The 17,968-nt window shown below is 59.9% G+C and carries 17 protein-coding genes; 6 read left to right on the forward strand and 11 right to left on the reverse strand.

Annotation, left to right across the window (positions count from 1 at the left end):
• The first annotated feature begins 120 nt into the window (after positions 1 to 120).
• A complete protein-coding gene (gene serA, locus M5G20_RS09665) occupies positions 121 to 1,350 on the forward strand; it encodes a phosphoglycerate dehydrogenase (RefSeq protein WP_273918959.1) in 1,230 nt (409 codons plus the stop codon).
• A gap of 47 nt (positions 1,351 to 1,397) precedes the next feature.
• On the opposite strand, the gene M5G20_RS09670 is transcribed toward serA, so the two are convergent.
• Complete coding sequence (locus M5G20_RS09670; protein WP_273918960.1) at positions 1,398 to 1,823, reverse strand: DUF4399 domain-containing protein; 426 nt, start codon at positions 1,821 to 1,823, stop codon at positions 1,398 to 1,400.
• A gap of 135 nt (positions 1,824 to 1,958) precedes the next feature.
• Here M5G20_RS09670 and M5G20_RS09675 point away from each other — a divergent pair, with 135 nt between their 5' ends.
• Positions 1,959 to 2,543 carry a transporter substrate-binding domain-containing protein gene (locus tag M5G20_RS09675; protein ID WP_273918961.1) on the forward strand — a complete coding sequence of 195 codons (585 nt, stop codon included), beginning with the start codon at positions 1,959 to 1,961 and terminating at the stop codon, positions 2,541 to 2,543.
• A 61-nt stretch (positions 2,544 to 2,604) separates the two neighbouring features.
• Here M5G20_RS09675 and M5G20_RS09680 read toward each other — a convergent pair whose 3' ends face one another.
• Together M5G20_RS09680 and M5G20_RS09685 are read right to left on the reverse strand one after the other, a co-directional pair.
• On the reverse strand, positions 2,605 to 3,084 hold the full coding sequence (locus M5G20_RS09680) for a DUF523 domain-containing protein (protein ID WP_273918962.1): 480 nt from the start codon (positions 3,082 to 3,084) through the stop codon (positions 2,605 to 2,607).
• A 2-nt stretch (positions 3,085 to 3,086) separates the two neighbouring features.
• Positions 3,087 to 3,719 carry a 2OG-Fe(II) oxygenase gene (locus tag M5G20_RS09685; protein WP_150734110.1) on the reverse strand — a complete coding sequence of 211 codons (633 nt, stop codon included), beginning with the start codon at positions 3,717 to 3,719 and terminating at the stop codon, positions 3,087 to 3,089.
• 108 nt (positions 3,720 to 3,827) lie between these two features.
• Here M5G20_RS09685 and M5G20_RS09690 point away from each other — a divergent pair, with 108 nt between their 5' ends.
• Positions 3,828 to 4,580 (forward strand): DUF2059 domain-containing protein, encoded by a 753-nt coding sequence (locus M5G20_RS09690; RefSeq protein ID WP_273918963.1) that lies wholly within the window; start codon positions 3,828 to 3,830, stop codon positions 4,578 to 4,580.
• A gap of 125 nt (positions 4,581 to 4,705) precedes the next feature.
• On the opposite strand, the gene M5G20_RS09695 is transcribed toward M5G20_RS09690, so the two are convergent.
• Positions 4,706 to 5,656 carry an alpha/beta hydrolase gene (locus M5G20_RS09695; RefSeq protein WP_273918964.1) on the reverse strand — a complete coding sequence of 317 codons (951 nt, stop codon included), beginning with the start codon at positions 5,654 to 5,656 and terminating at the stop codon, positions 4,706 to 4,708.
• A 96-nt stretch (positions 5,657 to 5,752) separates the two neighbouring features.
• On the opposite strand from M5G20_RS09695, the gene M5G20_RS09700 reads away from it, so the two are divergent.
• Both M5G20_RS09700 and M5G20_RS09705 read left to right on the forward strand, forming a co-directional pair.
• Positions 5,753 to 6,334 carry a DUF6436 domain-containing protein gene (locus tag M5G20_RS09700; protein WP_273918965.1) on the forward strand — a complete coding sequence of 194 codons (582 nt, stop codon included), beginning with the start codon at positions 5,753 to 5,755 and terminating at the stop codon, positions 6,332 to 6,334.
• A gap of 110 nt (positions 6,335 to 6,444) precedes the next feature.
• Positions 6,445 to 8,856 (forward strand): penicillin acylase family protein, encoded by a 2,412-nt coding sequence (locus M5G20_RS09705; protein ID WP_273918966.1) that lies wholly within the window; start codon positions 6,445 to 6,447, stop codon positions 8,854 to 8,856.
• Positions 8,857 to 8,980: 124 nt separating this feature from the next.
• Here M5G20_RS09705 and M5G20_RS09710 read toward each other — a convergent pair whose 3' ends face one another.
• Positions 8,981 to 9,946 (reverse strand): GlxA family transcriptional regulator, encoded by a 966-nt coding sequence (locus tag M5G20_RS09710; protein ID WP_273918967.1) that lies wholly within the window; start codon positions 9,944 to 9,946, stop codon positions 8,981 to 8,983.
• Positions 9,947 to 10,285: 339 nt separating this feature from the next.
• On the opposite strand from M5G20_RS09710, the gene M5G20_RS09715 reads away from it, so the two are divergent.
• A complete protein-coding gene (locus M5G20_RS09715; protein ID WP_273918968.1) occupies positions 10,286 to 10,927 on the forward strand; it encodes an HD domain-containing protein in 642 nt (213 codons plus the stop codon).
• 78 nt (positions 10,928 to 11,005) lie between these two features.
• Here M5G20_RS09715 and M5G20_RS09720 read toward each other — a convergent pair whose 3' ends face one another.
• From M5G20_RS09720 to M5G20_RS09745, 6 genes are all read right to left on the reverse strand, one after another.
• Complete coding sequence (locus M5G20_RS09720) at positions 11,006 to 11,893, reverse strand: ABC transporter permease subunit (protein ID WP_273918969.1); 888 nt, start codon at positions 11,891 to 11,893, stop codon at positions 11,006 to 11,008.
• Positions 11,890 to 12,810, reverse strand: a complete 921-nt coding sequence (locus tag M5G20_RS09725) for an ABC transporter permease subunit (RefSeq protein WP_337994293.1) — start codon at positions 12,808 to 12,810, stop codon at positions 11,890 to 11,892. Before M5G20_RS09725 ends, M5G20_RS09720 begins: the two co-directional genes overlap by 4 nt.
• On the reverse strand, positions 12,807 to 13,949 hold the full coding sequence (locus tag M5G20_RS09730; RefSeq protein ID WP_075946381.1) for an ABC transporter ATP-binding protein: 1,143 nt from the start codon (positions 13,947 to 13,949) through the stop codon (positions 12,807 to 12,809). Before M5G20_RS09730 ends, M5G20_RS09725 begins: the two co-directional genes overlap by 4 nt.
• 73 nt (positions 13,950 to 14,022) lie before the next feature.
• Positions 14,023 to 15,120 (reverse strand): polyamine ABC transporter substrate-binding protein, encoded by a 1,098-nt coding sequence (locus M5G20_RS09735; protein WP_273918970.1) that lies wholly within the window; start codon positions 15,118 to 15,120, stop codon positions 14,023 to 14,025.
• A 187-nt stretch (positions 15,121 to 15,307) separates the two neighbouring features.
• Positions 15,308 to 16,420: a polyamine ABC transporter substrate-binding protein gene (locus tag M5G20_RS09740; protein ID WP_273918971.1), complete on the reverse strand. Its 1,113-nt coding sequence runs from the start codon at positions 16,418 to 16,420 to the stop codon at positions 15,308 to 15,310.
• A gap of 170 nt (positions 16,421 to 16,590) precedes the next feature.
• On the reverse strand, positions 16,591 to 17,955 hold the full coding sequence (locus tag M5G20_RS09745) for an aspartate aminotransferase family protein (RefSeq protein ID WP_273918972.1): 1,365 nt from the start codon (positions 17,953 to 17,955) through the stop codon (positions 16,591 to 16,593).
• Positions 17,956 to 17,968 lie beyond the last annotated feature (13 nt).

Genomic DNA, 17,968 nt, shown 5'->3' on the forward strand with positions numbered 1-17,968 from the left:
CATACCGACCCCGCAGCATAGTGCCCAACGGCTGTTCTGCGGCGACGGCATTCTTGTCGTCCGGGTCAGCGTCTGTTGACCATTTCCTGCCATTTTTCTCCGGGATACAGGTTTACGCAGATGAGCAAGACTTCTCTCGATAAGAGCAAGATCAAGTTCCTTCTTCTCGAAGGCGTCCACCAATCGGCTGTCGACGTCCTCAAGGCGGCGGGCTACACCAGCATCGAGTACCTCACAGGGTCTCTGCCGGAAGCCCAGCTCAAGGAAAAGATCGCTGATGCTCACTTCATCGGCATTCGCTCCCGCACGCAGCTGACCGAAGAGATCTTCGATCACGCGAAGAAGCTCGTGGCGGTCGGATGTTTCTGCATCGGCACCAACCAGGTCGACCTCGACGCGGCTCGCGAGCGCGGCATCGCCGTGTTCAACGCCCCGTACTCCAACACCCGCTCCGTAGCCGAGCTGGTGCTGGCCGAAGCGATCCTGTTGCTGCGCGGCATCCCTGAGAAGAACGCTTCCTGCCACCGTGGCGGCTGGATCAAGAGCGCGGCCAACTCCTTCGAAATCCGTGGCAAGAAGCTGGGCATCGTCGGCTACGGCTCGATCGGTACTCAACTGTCGGTCCTGGCGGAAAGCCTGGGCATGCAGGTGTACTTCTACGACACCATCACCAAGCTGCCGCTGGGTAACGCCACTCAGGTAGGCAACCTGCACGAGCTGCTGGCGATGTCCGACATCGTTTCGCTGCACGTACCGGAAACCGCCGCCACCCAGTGGATGATGGGCGAGAAGGAAATCCGTGCCATCAAGAAAGGCGGCATCCTGATCAACGCCGCCCGTGGCACCGTGGTCGAGCTGGACCACCTGGCTGCCGCCATCAAGGACAAGCACCTGATCGGCGCGGCCATCGACGTATTCCCGGTGGAGCCACGCTCCAACGACGAAGAGTTCGAAAGCCCGCTGCGTGGCCTGGACAACGTGATCCTGACCCCGCACATCGGTGGTTCCACTGCTGAAGCCCAGGCCAACATCGGTCTGGAAGTAGCAGAAAAACTGGTCAAGTACAGCGACAACGGTACTTCGGTATCGTCCGTGAACTTCCCGGAAGTGGCCCTGCCGGCTCACCCTGGCAAGCACCGCCTGCTGCACATCCACGAGAACATTCCGGGCGTGCTCAGCGAGATCAACAAGGTCTTCGCCGAAAACGGCATCAACATCTCCGGTCAGTTCCTGCAGACCAACGAGAAGGTCGGCTACGTGGTCATCGACGTCGACGCCGAGTACTCGGACCTGGCGCAAGAGAAGCTGCAACACGTCAACGGCACCATCCGTAGCCGCGTGCTGTTCTAAAAGCGACTTGAGCGACAAAAAAGGGAGCCCCTCGGGGCTCCCTTTTTTTATTTGACGTTGACGGTGATTTTCTCGGAGACGATCGGTGGATCGAACGGCATGTGGCCGCTGTCGCCCAGTATCAGTTGCAACGTGTGCTCGCCCGGTGTCAGTGTCACTTCAGCCTGGGTCTGTGCCTTACCAAAATGCACGTGGTTGGCATCGGTCGGAATCGGCTGGTTGGCGACCGGCAGCTTGTCGACGTCGATCAGCAAATGGTGGTGGCCGGTGTTCTTGGTCACATCACCGGCGGGTGCCAGCGCAATATTCTTGACCGCGAACTTGACGACGAACGTCTTCGGGACCGTGGCGCCGTCCGCAGGAGAAACAATGGACACTTCAGCGCCCTTGGGCGCCGGTGTAGCCGCACTGGCCAGTACCGAAACGCCCATCAGCAGGCCAGCCAAAGCAGCACGTGACATAAAGGTTTTCATTCTCTTCTCCAGTTTTTCCGTAAAATCCGCGTGACCATGACAACTTCATGGTCAATCGTTGTCGAAGGCACTCGACAACCATAGCAAAGCGAGCCTGAATCAGAGGGTCGCTATAAAAAATTCAAAGGAGTGACCATGCGCTTTCTGCCTGGCCTGATCTGCCTGCTACCCCTTTTGAGCCCATTGGCTCATGCCGAACTGATTGACGACGTGAACGACCGCGGCGAATTACGCATCGCCGTTGAGGCTAATACACCCCCTTTCAATTTCAAGGAGGGCGACAAACTCACGGGATTCGAAGTCGAATTGGGTCAAATGCTCGCCCAGGAACTGGATGTGCGGGCCGACTTTGTCGTCACCGACGCCAGCGATCTGCTCAATGGCGTGGAAAGCGGCAAATACGACGTCGCCATCAATCACATTACACAGACCCCGGCGCTGACAGATCGTTTCGACTTCAGCGAGCCTTACATCAAGACCAATGCGCAAGTGATCGCGCAGAAAGATGAGCCGCAATCCATTCTGCTGGTGCAGTCGCTGACGGAAGAAAAGCCCAAGGCCAACCCGGCCGTTGACCTGGCGATTCCGTTTCAGAAGGGTAATCCGGCGTTTCATGCCAGCCTGAAAAATGCGCTGCAACGGATCAAGACCGATGGCCGAATGGAAACGCTGGTGGAGAAATGGTTTGGTGCGGAGTCGGCGTCTCAGCCAAAACCTTGAAACCGCCACGACTAATCGTAGGAGCCGGCTTGCTGGCTCCTACAGAGTGATGCGAAGGATGTTAGAGGTGCAGGGCGGCGACCGCTTCGGCCAACTCATGCTCACTGAACACCAACACGCCATGACGCTTGAGCAACGCCGCCGTCACGCCTTCGCCACTGACTTTCACACCACTGAACGTGCCGTCATAGGTCAGCAGATTGCCGCATGACGGGCTGTTGGCCTTGAGCACGGCTATGCGGATGCCGTGTTTTTGTACCAGTTCCAGCGCCTGATAGGCCCCGGACAGGAACTGCGAACTGACGTCTTGGCCATCGGTGGTAATCACCGCGGCATGCCCCTCGAGCACTTCACCACCCTGCCCGCCCGGAATCTCCGCAGCCGCCCGTGGCGTCGGCAGCCCTCCAGCGACTTCCGGGCACAACGGCACCACCCGTCCCTCGTCGAGCCATTGTTGAAGCTGATCGAACGGGCCGCTGGCGCCGCCGTCGTAGCGAACGCGGTGCCCCAGCAGACAGCGGCTTACCAATATCTTCTGCATGATCAGAATGGCTCGTTGCCCCGACGCCGGAACCAACCGGTCAATGACAGGCGTTCCCGGGTCGCCGGCAGGACTTCATGGGGGACTTCACCCGACAGGAACACCACAAGGCAGCCACCGACGGGGACTACATCGTATTGTGCGCTTTCGTCCAGGTACATGCGCAACTGGCCGCCATGCTCAGGCAACCACGCGTCATTGAGATAGACCACCGCCGATACCATGCGCCGATCGTCATCGCGAAACCGGTCGACGTGCCTCAGGTAAAACGCGCCGGGCGGGTACAGTGCGAAATGGCTTTCGAAGTCTTCGAGCCCCAGAAACAGACCGCGATTCATCGCCTCGCGCAGGCTGTCCATCAACCCCAGATAACTGTCGCACGCCTCGGCCTGGCCGGGCTCGATCCATTGGATGTGATCGCCGCGAATGCCCTCGCGGACCTCCGATGTCAGCCCACGCCCTACCGCCGCCGGGGCCAGCTCACCCTCGGCCGCACGTTTACGGCACTCGGCCGCCAGTGCTCGGGTCAGATCCAGAGGCAGGAAAATATTCTGCTGCGACCAGCCATTAACAGCCAGGTCGTCGACGATACGTAACAGCAGCGGGTGATCAGAAGGTATTTGCATGGCGCGCATAGTATTCCTGCGCCTGAAAATCCGACAGAGCCACGCAGCGGGTTGATACGAATTCTCGACAAGTCCTGATGCCACACGGAGAATAGTCGCCTGCCGACAGGAGTCCCTATGCGCCGTTTGCTTTTCTCACTGCTGATGTTCTGCGTATTGCCCGCCTGGGCAGACGGCCTCGACCAGTTATACAAGGTCGCCGGCTGGCCAGAACAACGCGCGCATTTCAACGACGCCCTTTCGGCCGCGCAAAAACGCTACGAAAGCAGCCTGCCACCGGCGGTGTTCCAGGCACTGGTCAACAACAGCAATCAACGTTTCTCCCCCAACGCCGTGGACCAGCGTGCCCAAGCGCAGCTGCGCAAAAACCTCGCCGATCCGAAACCGGCTCTGGCGTTCTTTCAATCGCCGCTGGGCAAGAAAATCGTCGCCGCCGAACTACTCGCCACCCGCCGTGACCAGTTGGCAAAAAATGCCAAGGGTCTGCCGAAGATGCAGGCCAGCGACAATCGCCTGTTGATCATCGGTCATCTGGCCCAGGCCCTGCCCGCCCGCGAGGCCGGCGCCGAGGTCAGCCTCGCGATTGCCGGTGTCGCCGCCGACAGCCTGAGTTCGATGATCCCCGGCCTGCTCGGTGCCGGTCAGGCGCAAGGCATGTTGAACGGGCAACGTCAGCGCTTGATGGACCAGATAGGCAACGACCTGAACAACACGCTGCTGTATGTCTATCGCGACCTGTCGGATGAAGAGCTGGAAGAGTTCGCCACATTTGCCGAGTCGGCGGAAGGCAAGGCGTATTACCAGGCGGCGCTGGCGGCCATCAAGGCAGGGTTGGCGGTGGGGCAGAGTTCTTCGAGTCTGGCTCAGTGAAATTTAGTGCCTGCAAGATCGCCATCGCGGGCAAGCCCGCTCCCACAGGTTTTCGGCCAGTTGCAGATTTGTAAGTTCACTCAGCCCATTGTGGGAGCGGGCTGCCCGCGATGGGGCCGCAAGCGTCACTGGGGATTCCTGCCCTTGATCCGCTTGCTCAAAAACCCGAAATACTCCCCGCGCAATACCAGCGCCTCATTCGCCAGATGATGCCGCGCCTGCGGCAACATCAACACCTGAGGCCGATCGAACTTCGCACGCAACACCTCGAGGTTGTGCTGCCAATCCACCGTCATGTCTGCCTGCCCCTGCACAATCAATGGCCGACGGGGGCTGCCCGGCGCCGCTTCGATGCGTTTGATCCACTGCGCCAGCGCTCCGACCCAGGCAGTCGGCAGTCGTAGCGGTTGCAAAGGATCGGCCTGCAGGAACGCTAGAAAATCCGGATCGTTGGAGTTCTCGCTGAAGCGCCGCGCGATCGCTTTGACGAACGGCCTGAGCAGGTAATAACTCAAATGCGACCAGCCCCAGGCCCGCGGCCGCACCAGCGGCGCCAGGAGAATCACCTGACCCTGCGCCGGACTGCTCGCCCCGGCATTCAACACATGATCGATCACGATCGCCCCGCCGGTGCTCTGCCCACACAAGTGCCAGGGTTGCGGCAGGTCAAGGGATCGCGCCTCGGCAAACAGCCCTTGCAAGGTGTCCTGGTACTCGGCGAAGTCCTTGATGCTCGCCCGCTCGCCACTGGACAGCCCATGGCCTGGCAGGTCGCAGGCAATCACCGCGAAACCCTGGTCCAGCGCCCAGTCAATGACATGTCGATAGAGCCCGGTGTGATCATAAAAACCGTGAAAGACAAACAAGGTCGCTTTCGCCCGTTCCGGCCACCAGACCTGGCTGACCACCTCATAGCCATCGACTTGAAAACGCCCCAGCCCGCTGCGCACGTTACGCGCGGAAAAATCCAGTCCGTAAAAACGCTGATACGCCTGCGCCTGCGCTGACAACGGCTGCTCCTCGGCCAGTGGCCGCAGGCTGGCGCGTAGATCATTGGGGTCGAAGGTGGCGGGCATGAACGATTCCATTGCACGAAGCGGACTTTATGGACCTGCGATATTCATCTGTCGCGACAAGCATGGCAAGCTAGCCGACCTTCGAGGATTGAACCGATGCGCTCGCCCCTTCGCGCCACCCTGTTTGTCAGCCTGCTCGCCCTGCTGTGTGCCGGTGTGCTGTGGGCGGCATACGACTGGTTTCAGGGACGCTACCTGCGCGCATTCAGCGAACACACCGCGGTGTTCTCCGGCGACCCGCTGCGCCTGCCCGACACACTTGCCGGCCCGGGCGCCATCCGTCTCGTGCACTTCTGGGATCCGGCCTGCCCGTGCAACGTCGGCAATCAACAACACCTTAGCGATCTGGTCGAGCACTACGGCCCCAAAGGCGTCGAGTTCTATGCGGTGCAAAAAGCCGGCAGCCACGGCCAGTTGCCGAGCACCCTGAGCCACCTGAAAACCCTCACGGTCCTGCCCGGTTCCGAACAAATCCCCGCCAGCCCCGCCGTGGCGATCTGGGACCGCAGCGGCACACTGGCGTACTTCGGCCCCTACAGCGAAGGCCTGACCTGCAACGCCAGTAACAGTTTTATCGAACCCATTCTGCAAGCGCTGGACGAAGGCCGTGCAGTGAGTGCCACGCACACACTGGCCGTGGGCTGTTACTGCCCGTGGCCTGCCGAGACGAGCAAGTAGCGACAAACGCCGCAATACGAATCCCTCCTACGGGCGATGCTTGTTCGCGGCGAGCCGTGTTAAACAATGGCACCAGGGATCTGCTGCCACCATAACAACAAGGAGTCACCATGAAACGTAGCCTAACCGTACTCGGTTTGCTGGTCGTCGCAATCGCTGCCGCCGGCGGCTGGTACGTCTACAGCAAGCAGCCGACACGCCAGGGCATGGTGGAACTGCAACACCTGCAAGGGTCGGTCACGGTGCGCTACGACGAGCGTGGCATCCCGCACATCCGCGCCGAAAACGAAACCGACCTGTACCGCGCCCTCGGCTACGTTCATGCCCAGGATCGACTGTTCCAGATGGAAGTCCTGCGTCGCCTTGCCCGCGGTGAACTGGCCGAAGTGCTGGGACCAAAACTGCTCGACACCGACAAGTTGATGCGCAGCCTGCGCATTCGCGAGCGTGCCGAAACCTACCTGGCCAACCTGGACAAACAATCACCGGCCTTCATCGCCATGCAAGCCTATCTGGACGGCATCAACCAGTATCAGGACACCCACGCCAAACCCGTGGAATTCGATGTACTGGGCATTCAGAAGCGCCCGTTCACGGCCCAGGACACCATCAGCATTGCCGGTTACATGGCCTACAGTTTTGCCGCGGCGTTCCGTACCGAACCGCTGCTGACCTACGTGCGTGACCAGCTCGGCAGCCAATACCTGAACGTGTTCGATCTCGACTGGCAGCCCAAAGGCGTGCTCGCGAAGCAGCACGACGGCACCGCGCCGCCCCTCGCCAGCGCGGACTGGAAAGACCTTAACGCCCTCGCCCGTCTCAGTGAGCAAGCCCTGGCCGACAACGGCCTGCCACAGTTCGAGGGCAGCAATGCCTGGGTCGTCGCCGGTAATCGCACCAAAAGCGGCAAGCCACTGCTGGCGGGCGACCCGCACATCAGGTTCTCCGCGCCGTCGGTGTGGTACGAAGCACAACTTTCCTCGCCGGGTTTCGAACTGTACGGCCACTATCAGGCCCTGATGCCGTTCGCCTCGCTGGGCATGAACCGCGATTTCGGCTGGAGCATCACCATGTTCCAGAACGATGACCTCGACCTGATCGCCGAGAAGGTCAATCCGGACAACCCCAACCAGGTCTGGTATCGCGGCAAGTGGGTCGACATGGTCCGCAGCGAACAGCAGATCGCGGTCAAGGGCCAGGCACCGGTCACCCTGGTACTGCGTCAATCACCCCACGGTCCAATCGTCAACGATGCGCTGGGCAACAGCGTCGGCAAAACACCGATCGCCATGTGGTGGGGCTTTCTCGAAAGCCAGAACCCGATCCTCGAAGGCTTCTATCAGCTCAACCGCGCCGATACCCTGGCCAAGGCCCGCAGTGCTGCGGCCAAAATCCAGGCACCCGGGCTGAACGTTGTCTGGGGCAACGCCAAGGGCGACATCGCTTGGTGGGCGGCGGCGCAGTTGCCCAAGCGTCCTGCCGGCGTGAAGCCGTGGTTCATCCTCGACGGCAGCAGTGCCGAGGCGGACAAGGATGGTTTCTACCCGTTCAGCGCCAACCCGCAGGAAGAGAATCCCGCGCGGGGCTATATCGTCTCCGCCAACTTCCAGCCAGTGTCGGCCACAGGCATGGAGATTCCCGGTTACTACAACCTGGCCGACCGTGGCCAACAGCTCAATCAACAGCTCGGCGACAAGGCCATCAAGTGGGATCTGGAGTCCAGCCAGAAGCTGCAACTGGGCACCGCCACCGGTTATGGCCCACGCCTGCTGGCACCGCTGCTACCGGTGTTGCGAGAAGTGGTGAGCGATCCGGCTGAACTCAAACTGGTAGAGCAACTGGCGCAGTGGAAAGGCGATTATCCGCTGGAATCCACCAGCGCCACTGTGTTCAACCAGTTCCTGTTCAACCTTGCCGATGCGGCGATGCACGATGAGCTGGGCAAAAATTTTTTTGAGACGCTGCTTTCGACCCGGGTGATCGACGCAGCACTCCCGCGCCTGGCGGCCAACCTGGAGTCGCCGTGGTGGGACAACCGCAACACCCTCGGCAAGGAAACCCGGGCCGACACGGTCAAGGCTGCCTGGCAGGCCAGCATCGCCCACCTCAAGACCACCCTCGGTGCGGATTTTGCGCAATGGCAGTGGGGCAAGGCGCATACGCTGACCCATGGTCATCCACTCGGACAGCAAAAGCCGCTGGACCGGATCTTCAACGTCGGCCCGTTCGCGGCACCCGGCAGCCATGAAGTGCCGAACAATCTGTCGGCCAAGATCGGCCCGGCACCCTGGCCGGTCACCTATGGCCCGTCGACACGTCGCTTGATCGACTTCGCCGACCCGACCCACAGCCTGACCATCAACCCGGTGGGCCAGAGTGGCGTGCCGTTTGACAGTCACTACCAGGATCAGGCCGAAGCGTATGTCGAAGGGATTTACTACCAGGCGTATCTCAATGATGAAGAAGTGACGGCCAATACTCGCAGTACGTTGAAGCTGTTGCCGGCGCGGGGTGCTCAGTAGATTTGTATTGGATGGACTGACGCTATCGCTAGCAGGCTAGCCCCACAATGGATCTGCATGCACCGGACCCCTGTGGGAGCTAGCCTGCTAGCGATAGGCCCGCAAGACCAACGCAAATCCCGGCTCAGACCATCGCCGCAAAATTCAACCTGAACTGCTGCGGTGTCACCCCCAGCCTGCGGTTGAACACGCTGCGCATATGCTGGGCATCGCGAAAGCCGCACTGATAGGCCACGGTCTTGAGCGGTACGCGGGTGCTTTCCAGCATCACCCGCGCCGCATCCACCCTTGCCCGCTCAACGAACTCGGCGGGGGTGATTTTCGCCTCCTTGGCGAACACCCGGGAAAAGTTGCGAGCGCTCATGTTGGCGGCATTGGCCAGGTCAGCGATGGCCAGGTCGCCCGTCAGGTTGGCCAACACATAATGCTGGACCACCGCTACCGCCGACGTCGGCTCGGCGTGGGGCGTCAGGAACGGGCTGAATTGTGATTGCCCACCCGAACGCTGGGTAAACACCACCAATCGCTTGGCCACGCTCAGTGCCACTTCCGGCCCGTGATCGCGCCCGAGCAAATACAGCGACAGATCGATCCCCGCCGTCACCCCGGCCGAGGTATAGAGCTCGGCGTCCTGCACGTACAAACGATCGGCCTCGACCTGGGTCGACGGACACAATGCCGCCAGCGCCGCTGCATCACCCCAGTGCGTTGTCACCGTCCGCCCGCCCAGCAACCCGGCCCGGGCGAGCATGAACGCGCCGTTGCAGATCGAACCAAAGCGCTGCGCCCGCGCGCAGGCATCCCGCAGCCAGGCATCGAACGCAGCGCCAAAGTCCATGAACGGCAATTGCGGACCACCGGCCACCAACAGCAAATCGTAGGCCTGCAACGCTTCGCTGAAATGCCGGTGGGCGTTCAGCGCCAGGCCGTTGGAACAGGCCATCACCCCACGCGCCACGCCGATCACCTCCAGACGATACTGATCCTCGGGCGCGAGGAAACGATTGGCCTCGGAAAATACATCCATGGGCCCGGTGACATCCAGCGCCTGAACGCCGGCGAATACCACGATGGCGACGGTTTTTTGCATGGTTAAGAAGGCCTCTATGGAATCACGCGTACCTGTGGCGAGGGAGCTTGCTCCCGCTCGACTGCGCAGCAGTCGCAAAACCTCCGAACGCGCTGCACCTGAAGTTCTCTGATTGCAGATTCCTGGGCCGCTTCGCAGCCCAGCGGGAGCAAGCTCCCTCGCCACGAAAGCAAAGCTGCCGCGAGCAACCCTAGCCAATCCGGGTCCAACAAGCGAGGCTGGCGCGATATGCATGTTCATTGGCAGGGATCGCAGCCATGGATCGATTGTCCGTTTCAGGGGGCACGAACAGACTTGATTCCTCAGCGCCACCACGGCGCTCACTGTGAGGAATCTTCCATGAGCACCACCATCGCCGGTATCAAAATCCCCGACAGCGCACTGGCCAAGGCCACCACCGAATACATCCGCGACATCGAATCCGACCTGCTCTACCACCACTCGCGGCGGGTATTTCTGTTCGGTGCGCTGAGCGGCGAACGTCAGCAACTGGCCTACAACCCGGAGCTGCTTTACGTCGGTGCGATGTTTCATGACCTCGGCCTGGTGGAAGGGTATCGCAGCGACAACGAACGCTTCGAGGTCGATGGCGCCAACGCGGCGGCAGCGTTCCTCAAACCTTACGGGTTCAGCGATGACGATATCGAGCAGGTTTGGTTATCGATTGCCCTGCACACCACGCCAGGGGTACCGCAGCACCTGCGCCCGACGGTGGCACTGGTGACCGCTGGCGTCGAAATGGATGTGCTGGGGATGGACTACGCAGCCTTTTCCACCGTGCAGCGTGAAGCGGTGGTGCATGCGCATCCACGGGGTGAAGGGTTCAAGGAGTGCATCATCTGCGCCTTTGCCGACGGCTTGCGCCATCGTCCGCAGACCACGTTTGGCAACGTGAAAACCGATGTGCTGGTGGATCAGGAACCGGGGTTCAAGCCGATGAATTTCGTCGACGTCATCCGCACATCCCCTTGGGTTGCGTAAGTCCCTGTAAGAGCCGGCTTGTTGGCTCCTACAGAGATACGGGCTGGCCACAGCGTTGTGGCCAACCCGACGTCAGGCTTACACCGCTTCCGGCTGCGCGCGACGCACGTCCGGTTGCTTCCACGAGTCGGCAGCGCTTTCTTCGATGGCCTGCTGGATTGCCCGCTTGCGGTTTTCTTCGGCGCGACGGCTGAAGAACCAGACCAGGAAGGTCACGATCGAAACGGCCAGCAGGATCAGACTGGCCACGGCGTTGATCTCGGGCTTCACGCCCAGACGTACCGCCGAGAACACTTCCATCGGCAGGGTCGTGGAACCCGGGCCGGAGACGAAGCTCGCCAACACCAGGTCATCCAGCGACAGGGCAAACGACATCATGCCGCCGGCCGCCAACGATGGCGCGATCATCGGGATGGTGATCAGGAAGAACACCTTCCATGGCCGTGCACCGAGGTCCATGGCCGCTTCTTCGATGGACAGGTCCAGCTCACGCAAGCGCGCCGATACCACCACCGCCACATACGCCGCACAGAATGTCGTGTGGGCGATCCAGATGGTGACGATGCCACGCTCCTGCGGCCAGCCGATCATCTGCGCCATGGCCACGAACAGCAGCAACAACGACAGACCGGTGATCACTTCAGGCATTACCAGTGGCGCGGTGACCAGGCCGCCGAACAGCGTGCGGCCCTTGAAGTGGGTGATGCGGGTCAGAACGAACGCCGCCAATGTACCCAGCGCCACCGCTGCAATCGCCGTGTAGCAGGCGATTTCCAGCGAGCGCAACACCGAGCCCATCAGTTGCGAGTTGTCCATCAGGCCGACGTACCACTTGATCGACCAGCCGCCCCATACCGTCACCAGTTTCGAGGCGTTGAACGAGTAGATCACCAGGATCAGCATCGGCAGATAAATAAACAACAGACCCACGACCAGCATCAGGCTGGAGAAACGGAAGCGCTTCATTCTTTACCCTCCATTTCCTTGGCCTGACTGCGGTTGAACAGAATGATCGGCACAATCAGGATCGCCAGCATCACCACCGCCAGGGCAGACGCCACCGGCCAGTCACGGTTGTTGAAGAACTCTTGCCAGAGCACTTTACCGATCATCAGGGTTTCCGGACCGCCGAGCAGTTCCGGGATCACGAACTCACCCACCACCGGGATGAACACCAGCATGCAGCCGGCGATGATGCCGTTTTTCGACAGCGGCACGGTGATTTTCCAGAAACTGTTGAAGGTGCTCGAACCCAGGTCGGAAGCGGCTTCCAGCAAACTCGTATCGTGCTTCACCAGGTTGGCGTAGAGCGGCAGGATCATGAACGGCAGGTACGAATAAACGACGCCGATGTACACCGCCAGGTTGGTGTTGAGGATCTGCAGCGGCTCATCGATCAAACCCATGCTCATCAGGAAGCCGTTGAGCAGGCCGTTGTTGCTGAGGATGCCCATCCACGCGTACACGCGGATCAGGATCGCGGTCCAGGTCGGCATCATGATCAGCAGCACCAGCACCGTTTGCAGCTCTTTGCGGGCGCTGGCGATGGCGTAGGCCATCGGGTAGCCAATCGCGAGGCAGAGGATGGTGCTGATCAGCGCCATTTTCAGCGAGCCGAGGTACGCGGCGATGTACAACTCGTCGTCGCCCAGCAGCGCGTAGTTGCCCAGGTTCAGCAGCAATTGCAGCTTCTGCTCGGCGTAGCTGTAAATCTCGGTGTACGGAGGGATGGCGACGTCGGCTTCGGCGAAGCTGATCTTCAGGACGATGAAGAACGGCAACATGAAAAACAGAAACAGCCAGATGAAAGGAACCCCGATGACCAACTGCCGGCCACCGGGAATTATTCGATTGAGGCGGCGTTTGAATTTGCGCATGTTCATGAGCGAAGCACCACGCCGCTGTCGTCTTCCCAATAGACGTAGACCTGATCACCCCAGGTCGGACGAGCACCACGACGCTCGGCGTTGGCCACGAACGACTGCACCAGCTTGCCGCTTGGCAACTCGACGTAGAACACCGAGTGCCCGCCCAGGTAGGCGATGTCGTGAACCTTGCCGCTGGACCAGTTGTACTGGCAGGTCGGCATGTCGGCGGTGACCAGCAGTTTTTCCGGACGGATCGCGTAGGTGACCGACTTGTCCTGCACCGAAGTGCTGATGCCATGGCCGACGTAGATCTGACGATCCAGGTCTTTGCAGGTGATGATCGCGTGGCCTTCGGCGTCGTCGATCACTTCGCCCTCGAAGATGTTCACGTTACCGATGAATTCGCAGACCAGGCGGCTGGTCGGGGTTTCGTAGATGTCGATCGGGCTGCCGATCTGGGCGATCCAGCCCAGGTGCATGATCGCGATGCGCTCGGCCATGGTCATGGCCTCTTCCTGATCGTGGGTCACCATGACGCAGGTTACGCCGACGCGCTCGATGATCTCGACCAGTTCCAGCTGCATTTGCGAACGCAGTTTTTTATCCAGCGCCCCCATCGGCTCGTCGAGCAACAGCAGCTTCGGACGCTTGGCCAGCGAGCGGGCCAGTGCCACGCGCTGACGCTGGCCACCGGACAACTGATGCGGCTTGCGCTTGGCGTACTGGCTCATCTGCACCAGCTTGAGCATGTCGGCCACGCGGGCATCGATTTCAGCGGCAGGCAGCTTGTCCTGCTTGAGGCCGAAGGCGATGTTCTGGGCCACGGTCATGTGCGGGAACAGGGCATAGGACTGGAACATCATGTTGATCGGCCGTTCGTACGGCGGCATGTCAGTGATGTCTACGCCATCGAGGAAAATGCGCCCCTCCGTGGGCCGTTCAAAACCTGCAAGCATGCGCAGCAAAGTGGATTTGCCCGATCCCGAACCGCCGAGCAGGGCGAAAATCTCGCCCTTTTTGATTTCCAGGGACACATCGTCCACGGCAATCGTCTCGTCGAACTTCTTCGTGACCCGGTCGATTTTGACCAGTACCTGTTTAGGTGACTGGTCGCCCTCGAGGGCTTTCTTATAGGCGCCGGAGGCAACTGCCATTTACGAAACTCCCAGAACAAAAGAGTGCAGTTCGCTCAAGGTGAGCCAACTTTGGATAGTTTGAGCCTTGAAGCTATTTGCCCGACTTGACCTTGGTCCAGCTGCGGGTCATCAAACGTTGAATATTGGGTGGCAACTCGATGGACACGTACGTCTTGTCGAGCACTGCCTGCGGTGGGTAAACCGCTTCGTCGGTGCGAATGGACTCGTCCATCAGTTTGTCCGAACCCGGGTTAGGGTTGGCGTAGCCGACGTAATCACTGACCTGAGCGATAACTTCAGGTTTCAGCAAATAGTTGATGAACGCGTGCGCTTGCTTGACGTTGGCCGCGTCCTTGGGGATCGCCAGCATGTCGAACCACAGCGCACCACCTTCCTTGGGAATCGAGTAAGCGATGTTCACGCCTTTCTTGGCTTCAGCCGCACGGTTGCGCGCCTGGAACATGTCGCCGGAGAAACCGATCGCGATGCAGATATCGCCGTTGGCCAGATCCGCGATGTATTTGGAAGAGTGGAAGTAGGTCACGTAAGGCCGTACCGCCAGTAACTTGGCTTCAGCCTTCTTGTAGTCTTCAGGGTTGGTGCTGTTCGCATCGAGGCCCATGTAGTTGAGGACCGTCGGCATCATTTCATCGGCGGAGTCGAGGAACGCCACGCCGCAGCTCTGCAGCTTCTTGATGTTTTCAGGCTCGAAGACCGCGGCCCACGAATCGATCGTGTCGACCCCCAGCACAGCCTTGATCTTGTCGACGTTGTAACCGATGCCGTTGGTGCCCCACAGGTACGGCACGGCGTACACGTTGCCCGGATCGTTTTGCTCCAGGCGCTTGAGCAGCACCGGATCAAGGTTCGAGTAGTTCGGCAGCTGCGACTTGTCGAGCTTCTGGAATGCCCCGGCCTTGATCTGTTTGCCGAGGAAGTGGTTCGACGGCACGACGACGTCGTACCCGGTACGCCCGGCGAGCAACTTGCCTTCCAGGGTCTCGTTGGAATCGAACACGTCGTAAACCGGTTTGATGCCGGTCTCTTTCTCGAAGTCGGCCAGCGTGTTCTCACCGATGTAATCCGACCAGTTATAAATATGCACAGTACCGGCGGCCTGGACACTGACGGCAAGCGTCAACCCGGCGCCGACCAGCAGGGCATTGCGCAACAAAGAAAAAATAGGCACGTGGAGGTCCTCTAAAATTAGTTGGGCCCAAGTTGCCCCGCGTTACATGACAGGCATGGCTGCCTGGCAACAAAACCGGCGCGCAACTTACCCTCGAAAAACCGTTCCAGCAAAATTTTTGTCATTTAATTCAACCTGTTGCCGCTATCGCCTTGATGACGACAACAGGTTATTGCATCAAACCGGCTTACTTACCCGATTTGATCTTGGTCCAGCTGCGAGTCAGGATCCGCTGGGTCGCGGCCGGCAAGTCGGCGATCGCGTACAGCTTGGCCAGAACGTCCGCTGGCGGATAGATGCCTGGGTCGGCGGTGATTTCTTTCTCAACCAGCGGCGTGGCAGCCGCGTTACCGTTCGGGAAGCGGACGGCGTTGGTGATTTCAGCCATGATTTCCGGCTTCTGCAGGAAGGTCATGAACTTGTAGGCGCCTTCGACGTTTTCGGCATCTTTAGGGATGGCGACCATGTCGTAGAAGCTGCCGGCACCTTCTTTGGGAATGTTGTAGCTGACTTTGACCTTGTCACCGGCTTCTTCCGCGCGGGACTTGGCCTGGTAGATGTCACCCGAGTAACCCACGGCCACGCAGATGTTGCCGTTGGCCAGGTCGGAGATGTACTTGGACGAGTGGAAGTAACCTACCGAAGGACGGATTTTCAGGAACAGCGCTTCGGCTTCGGCCAGTTGTTTCTTGTCCTGGCTGTCGGTTGGATAGCCCAGGTAGTGCAACGCCACCGGAATCATCTCGGTTGGCGAGTCGAGGAAACTGATACCGCAGGATTTCAACTTCGCGGCGTTCTCAGGTTTGAACAGCAGGTCCCAGGAGTTGGTCGGTGCGTCGGCACCCAGTGCAGCCTTGACCTTCTCGGCGTTGAAACCAATACCGATCGAGCCCCACATGTACGGGAAGGCGTGTTCGTTGCCCGGGTCGCTGACCGATACCGCTTTGAGCAGGTCGGTGTTCAGGTTCTTCCAGTTAGGCAGCTTGGACTTGTCCAGCTTCTGGTAAACGCCAGCCTTGATCTGCTTGGCCAGGAAGTTGTTCGACGGTACGACGATGTCGTAGCCGGACTTGCCTGCCAGTAACTTCGCTTCGAGGGTTTCGTTGCTGTCGAAAACGTCGTAGACAACTTTGATGCCCGACTCGTCTTCAAATTTTTTGATGGTGTCCGGAGCGATGTAATCGGACCAGTTATAGACGTGCAACACCTTGTCGTCCGCCTGAACCGCACCCGCCATAATGCCCATCAGGGACATGGCGAGAAGCGTCTTGCCAGCAAGTTTTTTGCCTAATGCCTTCATGCGTTAATGCTCCAAATTTTTCTTTTTTGAACCACTTTGTTCAGCGGTCGAACCCCGACAACTGGAACCGCGGCTAGTCTGGCAAGATCCGAGGCGGTCTTTCAAGAAAAGGCCAACCTTTCTATGCCCCAAGCGAAGGTGCCGCGGCGCCTTCGCTCAGAGCCTAGCACTTAGCCCTGCAACGCACTCAGGGTGAGGTCCAGGCACTTGCGTGCCTTTGCCACCAGCTCATCGATTTCCGCCGGTGTAATCACCAACGGCGGTGCGATGATCATGGTGTCCCCGACTGCACGCATGATCAGGCCATTATCGAAGCAGAACTGCCGGCAGATCATGCCCACACCCTTGCCTTCGTAGCGCTTGCGCGTGGCCTTGTCCTGAACCAGTTCGATGGCCCCCAACAGACCCACTCCGCGAACTTCACCCACCAGTGGATGATCGTTCAGTTCCCGCAGACGTTTCTGCAAATACGGTGCCGTTTCTGTCTTCACCCGCTCGACAATTTTTTCGTCGCGCATGATGCGGATGTTTTCCAGCGCCACTGCGGCAGCCACCGGGTGACCGGAATAGGTGAACCCGTGGTTGAAATCGCCGCCCTCGTTGAGGACCGCCACCACTTCGTCACGCACGATGAGGCCACCCATCGGGATGTAGCCGGAGGTCAGGCCCTTGGCGATGGTCATCATGTCGGGCTTGAGGTCGTAGAAATCGGAACCGAACCACTCACCGGTGCGGCCGAAACCACAAATCACTTCATCGGCCACGAACAGAATGTCGTACTTGGCAAGGATTTCCTTGATGCGCGGCCAGTAGCTGTCTGGCGGAATGATCACGCCGCCGGCACCCTGGATCGGCTCGGCAATAAAGGCACCGACGTTGTCGACGCCAACTTCCAGAATCTTCTCTTCCAGCTGATTGGCGGCCCAGATCCCGAACGCTTCCGGGGTCATGTCACCGCCTTCGGTGAACCAGTACGGCTGCGCAATGTGGACGATGCCCGGGATCGGCAAGTCGCCCTGTTCGTGCATGTAGGTCATGCCGCCCAGGCTGGCGCCGGCCACGGTCGAACCGTGATAGCCGTTCTTGCGGCTGATGATGACTTTCTTGTTCGGCTGGCCCTTGATCGCCCAGTAGTGGCGAACCATGCGCAGCATGGTGTCGTTGCCTTCGGAGCCGGAACCGGTGAAGAACACGTGGTTCATGCCTTGCGGCGCGATGTCGGCGATGGCCTTGGCCAGCTCCAGTACCGGTGGGTGCGCGGTCTGGAAGAACAGGTTGTAGTAAGGCAGTTCGCGCATTTGTTTGCTGGCGGCGTCCGCCAGTTCATCACGACCGTAACCGATCGCCACGCACCACAGGCCGGCCATGCCGTCGAGGATCTGGTTGCCTTCGCTATCCCACAGGTACACGCCCTTGGCGTTGGTGATGATCCGCGGGCCTTTCTCTTTCAGCTGCTTGTAATCGCTGAACGGGGCCAGGTGGTGATCATTGCTCAGGGTTTGCCATTCGCGGGTTTGCGGGTTGTTGCTGGTCATGTGACTCTCCTAA

The organism is Pseudomonas sp. TNT2022 ID1044, from assembly GCF_028656895.1.
Lineage (GTDB): Bacteria > Pseudomonadota > Gammaproteobacteria > Pseudomonadales > Pseudomonadaceae > Aquipseudomonas > Aquipseudomonas reinekei.

What these genes read in the sequence shown, in the direction of transcription:
- M5G20_RS09695 (WP_273918964.1), bottom strand. Translation starts at nt 5,656, where the DNA reads ATGCCCGCCACCTTCGACCCCAATGATCTACGCGCCAGCCTGCGGCCA.
- M5G20_RS09700 (WP_273918965.1), top strand. Translation starts at nt 5,753, where the DNA reads ATGCGCTCGCCCCTTCGCGCCACCCTGTTTGTCAGCCTGCTCGCCCTG.
- M5G20_RS09715 (WP_273918968.1), top strand. Translation starts at nt 10,286, where the DNA reads ATGAGCACCACCATCGCCGGTATCAAAATCCCCGACAGCGCACTGGCC.
- M5G20_RS09675 (WP_273918961.1), top strand. Translation starts at nt 1,959, where the DNA reads ATGCGCTTTCTGCCTGGCCTGATCTGCCTGCTACCCCTTTTGAGCCCA.
- M5G20_RS09725 (WP_337994293.1), bottom strand. Translation starts at nt 12,810, where the DNA reads ATGAACATGCGCAAATTCAAACGCCGCCTCAATCGAATAATTCCCGGT.
- M5G20_RS09740 (WP_273918971.1), bottom strand. Translation starts at nt 16,420, where the DNA reads ATGAAGGCATTAGGCAAAAAACTTGCTGGCAAGACGCTTCTCGCCATG.
- M5G20_RS09710 (WP_273918967.1), bottom strand. Translation starts at nt 9,946, where the DNA reads ATGCAAAAAACCGTCGCCATCGTGGTATTCGCCGGCGTTCAGGCGCTG.
- M5G20_RS09685 (WP_150734110.1), bottom strand. Translation starts at nt 3,719, where the DNA reads ATGCGCGCCATGCAAATACCTTCTGATCACCCGCTGCTGTTACGTATC.
- M5G20_RS09680 (WP_273918962.1), bottom strand. Translation starts at nt 3,084, where the DNA reads ATGCAGAAGATATTGGTAAGCCGCTGTCTGCTGGGGCACCGCGTTCGC.
- M5G20_RS09745 (WP_273918972.1), bottom strand. Translation starts at nt 17,955, where the DNA reads ATGACCAGCAACAACCCGCAAACCCGCGAATGGCAAACCCTGAGCAAT.
- M5G20_RS09690 (WP_273918963.1), top strand. Translation starts at nt 3,828, where the DNA reads ATGCGCCGTTTGCTTTTCTCACTGCTGATGTTCTGCGTATTGCCCGCC.
- M5G20_RS09730 (WP_075946381.1), bottom strand. Translation starts at nt 13,949, where the DNA reads ATGGCAGTTGCCTCCGGCGCCTATAAGAAAGCCCTCGAGGGCGACCAG.
- M5G20_RS09720 (WP_273918969.1), bottom strand. Translation starts at nt 11,893, where the DNA reads ATGAAGCGCTTCCGTTTCTCCAGCCTGATGCTGGTCGTGGGTCTGTTG.
- M5G20_RS09670 (WP_273918960.1), bottom strand. Translation starts at nt 1,823, where the DNA reads ATGAAAACCTTTATGTCACGTGCTGCTTTGGCTGGCCTGCTGATGGGC.
- serA (WP_273918959.1), top strand. Translation starts at nt 121, where the DNA reads ATGAGCAAGACTTCTCTCGATAAGAGCAAGATCAAGTTCCTTCTTCTC.
- M5G20_RS09705 (WP_273918966.1), top strand. Translation starts at nt 6,445, where the DNA reads ATGAAACGTAGCCTAACCGTACTCGGTTTGCTGGTCGTCGCAATCGCT.